The 14012-nt window shown below is 66.4% G+C and carries 13 protein-coding genes; 11 read left to right on the plus strand and 2 right to left on the minus strand.

Going from position 1 to position 14012, the window contains the following annotated elements; genetic code table 11:
- Positions 1–92: 92 nt before the first annotated feature.
- The 5 genes from cobA to MTR65_RS17040 are packed head-to-tail and all read left to right on the plus strand — an operon-like array spanning position 93 to position 4088.
- On the plus strand, positions 93–893 hold the full coding sequence (gene cobA, locus MTR65_RS17020) for a uroporphyrinogen-III C-methyltransferase (protein ID WP_243802317.1): 801 nt from the start codon (positions 93–95) through the stop codon (positions 891–893).
- Entirely contained in the window at positions 890–1186 is a 297-nt protein-coding gene (locus MTR65_RS17025; RefSeq protein WP_243802319.1) for a DUF2849 domain-containing protein, read from the plus strand. Before cobA ends, MTR65_RS17025 begins: the two co-directional genes overlap by 4 nt.
- Positions 1186–2820, plus strand: coding sequence for a nitrite/sulfite reductase (locus tag MTR65_RS17030; RefSeq protein WP_243802321.1), 1635 nt, complete (start codon positions 1186–1188; stop codon positions 2818–2820). Before MTR65_RS17025 ends, MTR65_RS17030 begins: the two co-directional genes overlap by 1 nt.
- Positions 2813–3247 carry a DUF934 domain-containing protein gene (locus tag MTR65_RS17035; RefSeq protein ID WP_226638303.1) on the plus strand — a complete coding sequence of 145 codons (435 nt, stop codon included), beginning with the start codon at positions 2813–2815 and terminating at the stop codon, positions 3245–3247. The genes MTR65_RS17030 and MTR65_RS17035 overlap by 8 nt, the downstream gene beginning before the upstream one ends.
- A gap of 28 nt (positions 3248–3275) precedes the next feature.
- Positions 3276–4088, plus strand: coding sequence for a phosphoadenylyl-sulfate reductase (locus MTR65_RS17040; protein ID WP_243802323.1), 813 nt, complete (start codon positions 3276–3278; stop codon positions 4086–4088).
- A 94-nt stretch (positions 4089–4182) separates the two neighbouring features.
- Here the strand turns inward: MTR65_RS17040 and MTR65_RS17045 are convergent, their stop codons facing one another.
- A complete protein-coding gene (locus tag MTR65_RS17045) occupies positions 4183–4476 on the minus strand; it encodes a hypothetical protein (protein WP_226638305.1) in 294 nt (97 codons plus the stop codon).
- Positions 4477–4819: 343 nt separating this feature from the next.
- On the opposite strand from MTR65_RS17045, the gene MTR65_RS17050 reads away from it, so the two are divergent.
- Positions 4820–6028: an MFS transporter gene (locus MTR65_RS17050; protein ID WP_226638306.1), complete on the plus strand. Its 1209-nt coding sequence runs from the start codon at positions 4820–4822 to the stop codon at positions 6026–6028.
- A gap of 83 nt (positions 6029–6111) precedes the next feature.
- On the opposite strand, the gene putA is transcribed toward MTR65_RS17050, so the two are convergent.
- The gene (gene putA, locus MTR65_RS17055) at positions 6112–9750 is read right to left on the minus strand and encodes a bifunctional proline dehydrogenase/L-glutamate gamma-semialdehyde dehydrogenase PutA (protein ID WP_243802325.1); all 3639 of its coding nucleotides are present in this window, start codon (positions 9748–9750) and stop codon (positions 6112–6114) included.
- A gap of 98 nt (positions 9751–9848) precedes the next feature.
- Here putA and MTR65_RS17060 point away from each other — a divergent pair, with 98 nt between their 5' ends.
- The 5 genes from MTR65_RS17060 to MTR65_RS17075 all read left to right on the plus strand — a co-directional run bounded on the left by MTR65_RS17060 (position 9849) and on the right by MTR65_RS17075 (position 13977).
- Positions 9849–10319 carry an Lrp/AsnC family transcriptional regulator gene (locus MTR65_RS17060; protein ID WP_243802327.1) on the plus strand — a complete coding sequence of 157 codons (471 nt, stop codon included), beginning with the start codon at positions 9849–9851 and terminating at the stop codon, positions 10317–10319.
- A gap of 410 nt (positions 10320–10729) precedes the next feature.
- Entirely contained in the window at positions 10730–11323 is a 594-nt protein-coding gene (locus tag MTR65_RS17065) for a hypothetical protein (protein WP_243802329.1), read from the plus strand.
- On the plus strand, positions 11313–12737 hold the full coding sequence (locus tag MTR65_RS17070; protein ID WP_243802331.1) for a sodium:solute symporter family protein: 1425 nt from the start codon (positions 11313–11315) through the stop codon (positions 12735–12737). Before MTR65_RS17065 ends, MTR65_RS17070 begins: the two co-directional genes overlap by 11 nt.
- Positions 12737–12859, plus strand: a complete 123-nt coding sequence (locus MTR65_RS20205; RefSeq protein ID WP_268739514.1) for a hypothetical protein — start codon at positions 12737–12739, stop codon at positions 12857–12859. The genes MTR65_RS17070 and MTR65_RS20205 overlap by 1 nt, the downstream gene beginning before the upstream one ends.
- A complete protein-coding gene (locus tag MTR65_RS17075) occupies positions 12856–13977 on the plus strand; it encodes an aspartate/ornithine carbamoyltransferase family protein (protein WP_243802333.1) in 1122 nt (373 codons plus the stop codon). The genes MTR65_RS20205 and MTR65_RS17075 overlap by 4 nt, the downstream gene beginning before the upstream one ends.
- Positions 13978–14012 lie beyond the last annotated feature (35 nt).

A 14012-nucleotide genomic window follows, 5' to 3' on the forward strand; every position in this document is an offset into this window, starting at 1 on the left:
CGGCCCCTTTCACGGGGCACTAAAGATGCCTTTGGGCACACCCAAGGCATTCTGGCTGGCATCACCTTGGCAAGCTGGCCATGTCGGGGACCATGACCGTTCATTCCGCTCTTCCCGGCCACGCGGGGCCTGTCGGCACCGTCCACCTGGTCGGTGCCGGTCCCGGCGATCCCGACCTGCTCACCCTGCGCGCCGCGCGGCTGGTGATGGGGGCCGCGCTCATCGTCCACGATGGCCTTGTCGATCCGCGCATTCTCGAAATGGCGCGCCCCAATGCCCGCCTCGTTTCGGTGGCCAAGAGCCGTTCGCGCCACACCATGAAGCAGGAGGACATCAACGCCCTGCTCGTCGCCGAGGCTCTTGGCGGTCAGGACGTGGTGCGCCTCAAGGGCGGCGATCCCTTCGTGTTCGGCCGGGGCGGCGAAGAAGCCGAAGCCTGCCGCGCGGCCGGTGTTCCGGTACAGGTCGTGCCCGGCATCTCCTCCGCGCTTGGCGCTTCGGCGGCCAGCCAGATCCCGCTCACCCACCGCGACCACGCCTCGATCGTCAGCTTCGTGGCGGGCCAGTGCAAGGGCCTGTCCGAGCAGGACTGGTCGGGCCTTGCCGGCAAGGGCCGCACGCTGGTGATCTTCATGGGCCTCGCCACGGCCGCCCAGATCAGCGAGAAGCTGATGGGCGATGGCCTGGCGCCCGATGTTCCCGTCGCCGTCATCGAGAAGGCGACCCGTTCCGACATGCGCGTCCTGCGCGCCCCTCTTGCCGGACTTGCCGAACTGGTCGCCGACCACGCCGTCAAGAGCCCGGCTCTCATCGTTATCGGCGAGGTTGCCCGCATCGAGGGCGGCCTTGCCGACCATACCATTCGCGCCATGGCGCTGGAGGCAGAGCAGTGAAGATCGTGACCGCAAATGACCTCAAGAGCGGGGCCGTCATCTGGTGGACCGGCGTGGGCTGGTCGCTCGATGTCGACGAAGCCGCCGATGTGGGTGAAGATGGCGCCAGGGTCATCGCCCGCGAGGAAGGCGCGCAGAATGCCGTCTCGGCCTACGTGATCGACGCCGAGAAGGACGACCAGGGTGTGCGCCCCGCGCACATCAAGGAACGCATCCGCGCCTTCGGCCCGACGGTCCGCCTGGACCTGACGGTCAAGCCCGCCGACGCCAACGCCGTGAACTGGGTGATCTGATGTACAAGTACGACGAATATGACCAGCAGATGGTCGACACGCGCGTCGCGGAATTCCGCGACCAGGTGCGCCGCCGCCTTGCCGGTGAGTTGACCGAGGACCAGTTCAAGCCGCTGCGCCTGCAGAACGGCCTGTACCTCCAGCTCCACGCCTACATGCTGCGCGTCGCGGTGCCCTATGGCACGATGAACTCGGCGCAGATGAAGGTCCTGGGCGACATCGCGGACAAGTACGACCGCGGCTATGGCCACTTCACCACGCGCACCAACATCCAGTACAACTGGATCAAGCTGGAAGACACGCCCGACGCGCTGGCCGATCTCGCCAAGGTCGAGATGCACGCCATCCAGACCAGCGGCAACTGCATCCGCAACATCTCCTCGGACCAGTACGCGGGCGCTTCGGCCGACGAAGTCGTCGATCCGCGTCCCTACGCCGAGCTGCTGCGCCAGTGGTCGAGCTTCCACCCCGAATTCCTGGTCCTGCCGCGCAAGTTCAAGATCGCGGTCATCGCCAGCGAGATCGATCGCGCCGCGATGCGCCTGCACGACATCGGCATCAACCTCGTCAGGAACGAGGCGGGCGACGTCGGCGCCGAGTTCTACGTGGGTGGCGGCATGGGCCGCACGCCGTTCGTGGCCAAGAAGATCAAGGACTTCGTGCCCATCGACCAGATGGTCACCTACGCCGAGGCCTGCGTGCGCGTCTACAACCGCTACGGCCGCCGCGACAACAAGTACAAGGCGCGCATCAAGATCCTCGTCCACGAGCTGGGCCTTGAGGCCTACTCGAAGGAAGTGGACGCCGAGTTCGCGCACCTGCTTACCCAGCCGATCGAGCCGCCGCTCGCCGAGCTGGAGCGCATCCAGGCGATGTTCGTCGACCCCGCCTTCGAGACCGGCCTGTCGGACGATCTGGACCTTTCCGATCCCGACTTCCGCCTCTGGGTGGAGCGCAACACCTTCGCCCACAAGGCGCCGGGCTATGTCATCGCGAACGTCTCGCTCAAGCCCATCGGCGGCATTCCCGGCGATGCGACGAGCGACCAGATCCGTCTGATGGCGGAGCTCGCCAAGGACTACAGCTTCGATGAACTGCGCGTCACCCACGCCCAGAACATCGTCTTCCCGCACGTCAAGAAGAGCGATCTCTACGCGCTGTGGCAGAAGCTGGAGAAGGCTGACCTCTCGACGCCCAACCTCGACACCGTGGGCGACATCATCGCCTGCCCGGGCCTCGACTACTGCAGCCTTGCCAACGCACGCTCGATTCCCGTCGCGCAGAAGATCTCCGAGCGCTTCGGAAGCGCCGAGCGTCAGGCCGAGATCGGCGAACTCAAGCTCAAGATCTCGGGCTGCATCAACGCCTGCGGGCACCACCACGCCGGCCACATCGGCATCCTCGGCGTCGACAAGAAGGGCAAGGAGAACTACCAGCTCCTGCTCGGCGGATCGGAAGGGGCGGACACCTCGCTCGCCAAGATCACCGGCCCCGGCTTCGACGAGGACGGGGTGGTCGACGCCACCGAAAAGGCCATCGACGTCTACCTTGCCAACAAGCAGGGCGATGAGCGCTTCCTCGACACCTACCGCCGTATCGGCATGGCCCCGTTCAAGGAGGCAATCTATGGTTGATGTACAGTTCCGCTTCCGCGACGACGAAGCGGTCAACGATCCCGCCGTGACGGTCAGCGCCTTCACCGAGCAGTCCAACGCCACCGCCGTGCGCATCGAGCCCAGCGACGATGCCCGCGACCTTCTGCCCTCGCTCGACCGGCTCGCGCTGGTCGAGGTGGCCTTTCCGGCCTGGACCGACGGGCGCGGCTATTCCTCGGCGCGTATCCTGCGCGAGGCGGGCTACACAGGCGAACTGCGCGCCACCGGCGATCTGGTGATCGACATGCTGCACCACATGCGCCGCTGCGGGTTCGATGCCTTCGCACCCGAAAAGCCGCTCAACACCAGCGATGCCGAAGCCGCCTTCGCACGCTGGGAGAATGTCTACCAGGCAACGGTCGTCGATGGCCGTGCGCCGATCTGGGCCAAGCGCCACCCGGCGTAAGGTCCCCGCTGTCAGGAGGGAGCACCCGATGACCGAACAGAACGACACCCAAGGCCGCATCCGCGACCGCATCGAGACCGGCCCTCGCTTCGTCGAGGCCGACGCGGTGCGCCTCAACCGCCTCTTCCGCGGCACCGACACGAGCGAAATGCTCGAGACGCTGCTCAAGGAAGGCATGGCGGGCGACGTGGCGCAGGTGTCGAGTTTCGGCGCGGAAAGCGCGGTGCTCCTCCACCTCGTCAGCCGGATCGATCCGAACCTGCCGGTGCTCTTCCTGGAAACGGGCAAGCACTTCCCCGAGACGCTCGCCTACCGCGATGATCTGGTGGAACGCCTCGGCCTCAAGAACCTCGTCAACCTGACGCCCGACGAAGAGGAACTGGCCAGGAAGGACGAGAGTGGCCTTCGCTGGTCCTACGATCCCGATGGCTGCTGCGAGATCCGCAAGGTCAAGCCGCTGGCCAAGGCGCTCGCCGGGTTCGATGCGACGATCACGGGCCGCAAGGCCTTCCAGTCGTCCACCCGCAAGACCCTGCCCCGCTTCGAGATCGACACGACCGACGAGCAGGGCCGCCTCAAGATCAACCCGCTGATCGACTGGAGCCCGGAACGGCTCGAGGCCTACATCCAGGAGTTCGACCTGCCGCCCCATCCGCTGGTGGCGCGGGGCTATCCCTCGATCGGCTGCATGCCCTGCACCAGCAAGGTCGCGCCGGGTGAAGACCCGCGCTCGGGCCGCTGGAGGGGCTGGGACAAGACCGAGTGCGGCATCCACAAGCCCGGCGAGGACGGCAACGGCCCCGCCAGCGATCTGCCGCCCGGCTTCGACCCGGTGTTCTGAGGAACAGCCGCGCCGACACGGCGAGGCCAAAGCTATGCAAAAAAGGGGCGCGCCCGGCCTGGGCTCGCCCCTTTTTTCGTGCCTCCGGGCCCTGTCAGCCGATGCGGATGGTCTTCTTGACCTGGTTGATCTCGCCCCAGTCGGCGACTTCGACCTGCAGCGTGTCGATCACCTCGCCGCTTTCGGACTGAAGCGTGACCTCACCGCTGACCGGCCCGCTCTCGCCGTCCTTGCGGGTGAGGATCGCCGAGACCGTATGCTCGCCCGGCGTGAGGTTGGCGGCGGCCTCCTCCTCGCCCAGATCGAGGATCTGACCATCGACCATCAAGAGAAGATTCTGTGCATTTGCCGAACGCGCCGGCCGTACACTGATGCGCACGTCACCCATGGAAATATCCCCTAGTACAGTTCGCCGGGGCAACTTGCCCGGCAGCAGGCCTTCCTTAGCGAGCACTTGGTCCCGCCGCCAGAAGTCCCGCGCGCCCACTTGGGCGGTCTAACGGACAATTTCACATATCCTCGTTGGCAAAAGGGACTGACCTCGACGCCTCTTTTGCCATCCCCCGTGTTGGCGCAAACCGAGGGGGATACCCGCCAGGCCCGCCTCCGGGGGACACATCACACTTGCACGCGCCACGTCGAGACTTGCGCCATTTGCACCATCTGCACGCACAAACCGCAAGGTTTCCCCCTCCAGCCCGGCCCCGCTTTGCCCTATATTGCGGCGCAACATGACCGTACAGACCCTGCCCCCCTCCCAGCCGGTTCACCCGGCTCTCGTCATTCTCGCGCTTGCCGTGGGTGCCTTTGCCATCGGCACCACCGAGTTCGCCGCAATGAGCCTCCTCCCCTATTTCGCGCGCGACCTTGGCCTGACCGACCCGCAGGCGGGCCACGCCATCAGCATGTACGCGCTGGGCGTGGTCGTCGGCGCGCCGATCTTCTCGGTGCTGGGCGCGCGCCTGTCGCGCCGCACCATGCTGATCGGCCTCATGGCGATCTTCGCGGTCGGCAACGCGCTGAGCGCCATGGCCTCAAGCTATTCGACGCTGCTCCTCTTCCGCTTCCTCGCCGGGCTCCCCCACGGCGCCTTCTTCGGTGTCGCCGCGCTTGTCGCGGCCTCGCTCGTGCCCGCCAAGAAGCGCGCGCAGGCCGTCGCCAAGGTGTTCCTGGGCCTGACCATCGCCACCATCATCGGCGTGCCCGCGGCCAACCTGCTCGGCCAGATCGTGGGCTGGCGCTACGGCTTTGGCATCGTTGCGTTCCTGGCGATGGCGACGATGGCGCTCGTCGCGCTCTATGCCCCGCGCCACGGCGCCGATCCCGACGCCAGCCCGTTACGCGAACTGGGCGCCTTCAAGCGCCCGCAGGTGCTGCTCACGCTGCTGACCGGCGTGATCGGCTTTGGCGGCATGTTCTGCGTCTACACCTACCTCGCCTCGACCATGATCGAGGTGACGAAGACGCCCGAAACGCTCGTCCCGGTGGTCCTGGCCGTCTACGGCGTGGGGATGACGGCGGGCAACCTGTTCTGGGCCTGGCTCGCCGACCGCGACCAGGACCGCGCCGCGATCATCGCCTTCGTGTGGGTCGCGATTGCCCTCGCCCTGTTCCCGCTCGTGGTCGAGAACGTCTGGCTGCTCGCTATCGACGTCCTTCTCATCGGCTTTGGCGGCGGCCTTGGCACGATCCTCCAGACGCGCCTGATGGACGTGGCCGGCGACGCGCAGGCACTCGCCGCAGCTGCGCACCACAGCGCCTTCAACACCGCCAACGCGCTCGGCCCCTGGCTGGGCGGCCTTGCCATCACGGCAGGCCTGGGCCTGCCCTCCACCGGCTGGATCGGCGCGGTGCTCTCGCTCGGCGGGCTGGCCGTCTACCTCGTGACGCTCACGCTCTACCGCCGCGATCAGCGTCAGGCCGCGCTCGCCATGGCCTGAGCGGACGCTCATCGGACACCACAAGAAAGGGGCCGGAAAGCAACGCTTCCCGGCCCCTTTTTCATTCCTCGTGGCAAAGGCGATCAGTCGATCATCATCAGGCTGGCGTTGCCGCCTGCCGCCGTGGTGTTGATCGAGATCGAGACTTCCTCAAGCAGCCAGGCAAGCCCCGGCCCCGGACGGCCCGCGGCGTGGACGGGCACGATCGGCCCGGGACGCTCGGCCATGTCGGCGCAGGCTTTCAGCAGCGCGTCCTTTCCGCCTTCGACAAGGCAGGCGGCCAGCGGCTCATCGGGTTCGGGCTTGAAGGAGGCCGCGATGCTGTCGGGCAGGCCTTCGGGAAGGTCCATGCCCTCGACGCTTGCGGTGTTCCCGGTGGCCAGCACCAGCGCCATCATGCGCACGAGCCCCGAGCGGGTCTTGGGCCGCAGCAGGATGCGCCCGCGCGGATGGAGCGCGTATTCGTTGCGCTCGCCCACAGGGCCGGGCAGCTCCATCTGCACACCAAGGCGGCTTGCGGTATGGATCGCGCGGGCCTGAGCGGCACCTTCGAACCACTCCTTCTTGGCGAGCCAGCCGACGAACTCGTCGACGAGCGGCATGCGCACGCCCGAGGGCGGCAGGACCAGCGGCGCCTGGCGCACGAGGCGCCCAAGATACAGCGGCCCGCCCGCCTTGGGGCCGGTGCCCGACATCCCGCGCCCACCGAAAGGCTGGACGCCGACGATGGCGCCGACCTGGTTGCGATTCACGTAGCGGTTGCCCGTGCGGATGCGCGAGAGGACATGCGCCACGGTCCCGTCCATGCGGGTGTGCAGGCCGAAAGTCAGGCCATAGCCCGTCGCGTTGATCGAATCGATCAGCGCATCGAGGTTCTTGCGCTTGAAGCGCAGGACATGAAGTACCGGCCCGAAGACCTCCTGCTCCACGTCCTCGACGCTGTCGATCTCGATGATCGTGGGCGCAACGTAGGTGCCCTTGGCGCAGTCCTCGCCCAGATCGACCTGGTGGATCGTGTGGCCGCGCGAGCGCATCGTCTCGATGTGCTCGTTGATCTTGTCGCGCGCCTCCTGCGTGATGACAGGGCCCACATCGACCGAAAGACGATCCGGGTTGCCGACTTCGAGCTCGGCCAAGGCGCCCTTCAGCATATTCAGCGTGTTGCTGGCGATCTCGTCCTGCAGGCACAGGATACGCAGCGCCGAACAGCGCTGACCCGCACTGTCGAAGGCCGAGACGATGACATCGCCCACCACCTGCTCGGCAAGCGAGGTGGAATCGACGATCATCGCATTCTGACCGCCGGTTTCCGCGATCAGCGGGATCGGGTGGCCCTCATCCGAAAGACGGGTCGAAAGCTGCTTCTGGATGAGGCGCGCCACTTCGGTGGAGCCGGTGAACATCACGCCCGCCACTTCCGGCTGCTCGATCAGCGCGGCACCGATGGAGCCGTCGCCGGGCAGAAGCTGGAGCGCGTCGCCCGGAATCCCCGCCTGGTGCAGGATGCGCACGGCTTCGGCCGCGATCAGCGGAGTTTCCTCGGCGGGCTTCGCCAGCACGGTGTTGCCCGCGACCAGCGCGGCCGCCACCTGGCCTGTGAAGATCGCCATCGGGAAGTTCCAGGGGCTGATGCAGACCACCGGCCCCAGCGGAACCTGCGCGGCGCCGAACGTCTGGCGCGCCTGCAGCGCGTAGTAGTTGAGGAAGTCGATCGCCTCGCGCACTTCGGCAATGGCGTTGGCCGCCGACTTGCCCGCCTCGCGCATGGCAAGGCCCATGAGCACGGGCATCTCGTCCTGCATGGCCTGCGCGGCGCGCTCGAGGATGGCCGCGCGCTCGGAAACGGGGGTGTTGGCCCATTCGCTCGCCGCCGCGCGCTTCATCGCCGCCTCGGCCATTTCGGCCGGGGTCTCGATCACCGTGCCCACGACATCGCCGTGGTCGGCCGGATTGATGACGTCCTTGCCCTCACCCTCAGCGCCATCGGCCGCCGCCTGCCAGGGGTGGGAAACCGTTCCGGCGAGCTTGATGGAAAGATCGGCCAGCACCGCATCGTCGGCAAGGTCGAGCCCGGCCGAGTTCGCGCGGTCGGGATAGATCTCGCTCGGCAGGTCGATCTTGTCGTGCTTGCCCGCCGGATCGTCGAGTTCGAGAAGCGATTCCACCGGGTCCTCGACCAGCGTCGCGACATCCACCTTGGGATCGGCGATGCGATTGACGAATGAGGAGTTCGCCCCATTCTCGAGCAGGCGCCGCACGAGGTAGGCCAGCAGCGTCTCATGCGTGCCGACCGGCGCATAGATGCGGCAGGGACGCGCCAGGTTGTCCTTGGACACGACGTGCGAATAGAGCGCCTCGCCCATGCCGTGAAGGCACTGGAACTCGTACTGCTCGACCGTGAAGGTCTCCGGGTTCGCCATGTGGTAGATGGTCGAGAGCGTCTGCGCGTTGTGGGTCGCGAACTGCGGATAGATCTCGTCCGGCGCGGCCAGCAGCTTGCGGGCCGAGGCGATGTAGGCGACGTCGGTGTGGCGCTTGCGGGTGAAGACCGGGAAGTCGGACTGCCCGTCGACCTGCGCGCGCTTGATCTCCGCGTCCCAGTAGGCGCCCTTGACCAGACGCACCATGATGCGACGGTCGGCGCGCTTGGCCAGGTCGATCAGCCAGTCGATCACCTGCGGGCAGCGCTTGCCATAGGCCTGGACCACAAAGCCAAGGCCGTTCCAGCCGGCCAGGTCCTTGTCGAGCGCCAGCGTCTCGAGAAGGTCCATCGAAAGCTCGAGACGGTCCGCCTCCTCGGCATCGATGTTGAAACCGATGTCGTAGCCCTTGGCGAGAAGCGCCAGTTCCTTGACGCGCGGAAGCAGTTCATCGACCGCCCGGCCCGCCTTCATGCGCATGTAGCGCGGGTGGAGGGCGGAGAGCTTAATCGAGATACCGGGGCCCTTGTAGACGCCCTTCCCCTTGCCCGCCGCGCCGATGGCGTGGATCGCGTTCTCGTAATCCTCGTAGTAGTCCTTGGCGGCCTTGTCGGTGACTGCCGCCTCGCCCAGCATGTCGTAGCTATAGCGAAAGCCCTTGGCTTCCAGCTCCTTGGCGCGCTTGATCGCCTTGGCAATGGTCTGCCCGGTGACGAACTGCTCGCCCATCATGCGCATGGCAATGTCGACGCCGCGGCGCACGACCGGCTCACCGGCGCGGCCGATCAGACGGTTGAGCGCGCGGCCCAGCCCCTGGTCATCGACGCTGCCGTCGATCCCGCCATAGAGCTTGCCCGCCACGACCAGGCCCCAGGTCGCCGCGTTGACGAAGAGCGAGCGGTCCCCGCCCATGTGCTCGTGCCACTGGCCCTTGCCGATCTTGTCGCGGATCAGCGCGTCGCGCGTGTCGTCGTCGGGAATGCGCAGCAGCGCCTCGGCCAGACACATCAGCGCCACGCCCTCCAGGCTGGAGAGCGAGTACTCGTACATCAGCGCGTCCACACCGCCGAGCTTGGCCTGCTGCTTCTGCTTGGCGCGCAGCATCTCGACCAGATCGGCCGCGGTCTTGCGGATGGAATCGCGCATTTCACCGGGGAAGCTCGCGGCCTCGATCAAGGGGGCCATCGCTTCGCCCTCCTCGCGTCGGCAGGCTCCGGTGACCGCACGTCGCAAGGCGCTGGGCTCGCGCACGGGTGGGGCGAAGGAGGCGAAGGGCGTGTGCTTGGTTTGTGTCGCGGTCATGATCCCAGATTATCTTTTTTGCAGTTGGCAGTCTGCCTTTTCGGCGTCTATTTCCAAAGCGTCTGGGCTAAAGTTTAGTTTCATCTTGGGCGATTTGGATGGTCAGAAAAACGTTTGCAGGCGATCTGGATGAGGTAGATCGCCGAATTATTGCGGTATTGCGCGAAGATGGCCGCAAAACCGTCACCGATCTGGCGCGCGAGGTCGGTATCTCGAAAACGCCCTGCCAGATCCGCATGCGGCGCCTGATCGACAACGGTGTGATTCGCGGTTTTCAGGCGGTCGTCGATCCCGCGACCCTGGGCCTCGATCACATCGCTTTCGTCGAGATCGGCCTTGCCAGCACGCACGAGAAGGCGCTCACGGATTTCAACGAAGCGGTGCGCCGTATCCCCGAGGTGGAGGAGTGCCACATGATCGCGGGCAGCTTCGACTACCTGCTCAAGGTGCGCACGCTCGACATGCGTCGCTACCGCAAGGTCATGGGTGAGAAGATCACCAATCTCCCCCACGTGGCGACGACCTCCACCTTCGTGGTCATGGAAGCGGTAAAGGAAGTGCACGGCTAGCCTGGCCCTGTGTGCGAATCGGGTCCGCGTGCGCACGTCCCACCCGGCCTGACACGAGCCAAACCAGGTCCCGGCGGCGCAAAATGCCGGCCGGAAGGGCGCGCGCGTGTCTTGGCGGCGAACATGGCCCCTGCCCCGCCCCCATGCGGGAAACCCCTTCACATCACGCCCCCGTGCGCTCGCCAATGCTGCAGCCCAGCATGGATGAAACGCGCCGCAAGCTGCCACAGGCTAATGAATAATCGGATTGCCGTATGAGCGAACAGCCGCGCTGCAACGAATACTATTGAACATAGCACCAATCTCACAATTCCACGTATGACGCCGAGGTAACATAAATGTAATGGTACCATTACGGACGACTTAGGGTTCTTTTAAAAGACCGCATCTGCTAGGGGCGCGTTCCGCATTTGGGGGAACCAGCCAGAGAACCGACACCACGGTCGGCGGATGGGAAGAGAATTATCCTTGCAGGCAGGACCAGACCGCCGGGCCACCCAGGTGGTCCCCACCCGCGCCCGCACCGGCGCATCCTTGCACGCGCGGCCCGCGCGCTTCTGACGCTGATCGGCACGCTCGCGCTTGCCCTCTCGGGCACGTCGGCCACCTCGGCCGACGCGCAAGGCGAGGCGCAAGGCGAGGCGCAAGGCGAGGCGCCCGCCTTCACGCACGAAGAGGCGCTGTCCAGCGACAACGGCTATACCACGCTGGAATGGGACGCGGAGCGTCCGGTCGTGGTGCGCCAGGCCTCCACCCCGGCCATGAGCGCGGCGCGCACCATCTTCGAAGGGACCGGCACGCGCCTCTTCGTCAGCGGACTGGCAGATGGCGACTACTATTTCACCATCGCCGATGCCGCGCCGGGGGCCGCGCCCTCGCCCCCGCTGCACCTTGCGGTCATGCACCAGTCGCTCTCCCGCGCGCTCTGGCTGACGGCTCTGGGCGCGCTGGTCTTCGCCGCCACCGTCTTCGTCATTCTCCGCGGGGCCCGCCGTGAGCGTTGAACAGGCCCTTCTTCCGCCCTGGCTTGGCTGGGCGCTGCTGCTGGGTTTCTCGGTGCTGTGGATCGGCCTTGGCGTCTACTGGGGGCGGCGCAACAAGAGCTTCGAGGACCATGCCCTGGCCGGGCGCAACATCGGCCTTGCGCTGGGCTCGGCGACGGCCGCCGCAACCTGGATCACCTCGAACACGACCATGCTCGCCCCGCAGATGGCGCTACAGCTGGGCGTGTGGGGAATGCTCGCCTACTCGACTGCCTCGCTCGGCCTGTTCCTCTTTGCGCCGATGGCCGGGCGCATCCGCCAGCTCATGCCGACAGGCTACACCAGCGGCGACTTCTTCCGCCTGCGCTATGGACGCGTGGCCTGGGGCATCTTCCTCGCCTTCACCCTGTTCTATTCGCTGACCTGGCTCGTTTCGATGGCAATGGCGGGCGGTATCCTGCTCAACACGCTTTCAGGCATTCCCTATGGCTGGGGGATGAGCGTGATCCTGGCCGTGTGCGTCGCCTACACGATGCGCGGAGGTCTGGGCGCAGTCATCGGCACCGACTTCATCCAGAGCCTCATCATCGTGATCGGCATCGTCGTGGTCGGCTTCGCGGTCCTGGCCCATGTCGGGGTGGACGAGATCCACACCAACCTTTCGCGCGAGCGGCCCGAGCTTCTCAACGTCCTCTTCCCCGCCGCCCTCATGGCGATCTTCAACAACCTGCTCTTCGGCCTTGGCGAGGTGTTCCACAACAACGTGTGGTGGAGCCGCGCCTTCGCCTTCCGCGAGGGCGTGGCGGGCAAGGCCTTCGCGCTGGGCGGGCTGATCTGGTTTCCCATTCCCTTTGCCGCGGGCTTCATCGCGCTGGCCTCGGGTGCGCTCGACGTGCCTGTCCCCAGCGCCGACATGGTCGGCCCGCTGGTCGTGGCCAAGGTCCTGGGCCTTGGCGGCGCGGTGGGCATCTTCGTCATCGTCTTCTGCTCGCTCGCCTCCTCGATCGACAGCCTGCTGGCCGCCACCTCGGACCTGCTGACCGAAGACGTCTACCGCCGCCTGCTGCGCCCCTCGGCCAGCCCGGAGACGCTCAAGGCCACCGCGCAGTGGATCACGCTGGGCCTGGGCCTCTTCACCTGGCTGGTCTGCCTGCCGCGCATCGGCACGCTCGCCTCGGTGCTGTTCTTCGCAGGGCCGCTGGTCGGCGCGATGATCTGGCCCATCGTGACCGGCCTCTACTGGCGCCGCGCCAGCACAACAGGCGCGGTGGGCGGCATGCTGCTGGGCGCCGGCGTCGGCCTCGTCAGCTACTTCGCCATCGGTTTCTACGTCGCCTCGCTCGTCGCCACGGCCGTCTCGATGGTCTGGGTGCTCACCTGCGCGCTTCTGTCCCGCTCCCGTTTCGACTGGAGCCAACTGCGAGAGGCCTCCTGATGACCTTCTCAAGTTCCTTCCTTGCCCTGCTGGTCTACGGATCGCTGGGCTGGTGCACGTTTACCGCGCTCGGCCTCGCCGCCCTGCTCATCCGCGACATCCGACGTGGAGAGACCTGGTGACCCGCGGCGTGTCCCCCGCCTCGCACGTCTGCCACGCGCCGGTCATCGTCAAGCGGCCGGGCAAGATCGGCAATTGCCCCAACCCGGCCGACTACATCGCCAACGCGCCGCAGATCCGCCGCGCCGTGCTCGACCGGCTGCGCGGGCAGTCGGTCCTTTCCGCTGCGCTGTTCGACAAGGACCTCCTGACCGAACTGGCGAAGTTCGCCGCCTATCTCCAGCTCAAGCGCTTCGAGGTGGGAACGGCAATGAGCGACAAGATCATGGCCGCCGCCTTCTTCGAGCCCTCCACCCGCACGCGCCTCTCGTTCGAGAGCGCGATGCTGCACCTGGGCGGCAAGACGATCAGCGTGGCCGATGGCAAGACGACCGGCGTCGCCAAGGGCGAATCCATGCGCGACATCGGGCAGATGTTCAATTCCTACGCCGATGTCGTGGTGGTGCGCCACACTGAGCAGGCCGCCCTCTCCGAAATGTGCGAGTACCTGCGCGTGCCGCTCATCAACGGGGGCAACGGTTCGGACGAGCACCCCACCCAGGCGCTGGCCGACTGGTACGCACTGCTGAAATGGCGCCCCGAGATCACCTTTGGCCGCCTGCCCGAGGAATTCCGCCTCAACATCGGCATCATCGGCACGCCGGGCAACATGCGCACGGTGAAGAGCTTCCTGATGCTCGCCCTGCTCTTCCACGAGAACATCAACCGCATCACCATCTTCTCCGAGATGGCCGATCCCTTGGGCGAGGAACTGCGCGAGCTGACCAAGAACAGCCCGATCACCATCGGCTTCTCGCAAAGCCTGACGCAAAACCTCGAATACCTCGACGTGATCTACATGAACGCCATTGCCTATATCGGCGATGGCTACCGCTTCTTCGCCGACGCCTTCTCGCTCTCGTCCGAGAGCCGGATCAAGCCCGACACGGTGATCCTCCACCCACTGGCTCGCGGGGTCGAACTCGACGTCAGCCTCGATGACACCCCCCACAACCTCTACTTCAACCAGGCCGACGGCGCGGTGTGGATCCGCCAGGCGCTGCTCCTCGCGATCTTCGGGCGGGTGGCCGATGTCGTGCCCCCCGACATGCTCGACAACGAGCCCCTCCCCAACACCTGACTGCCCGGGCGCCTGAGCGCCCCGCCCCAGCCAAC

The organism is Novosphingobium mangrovi (assembly GCF_022818885.1).
GTDB lineage: Bacteria > Pseudomonadota > Alphaproteobacteria > Sphingomonadales > Sphingomonadaceae > Novosphingobium > Novosphingobium mangrovi.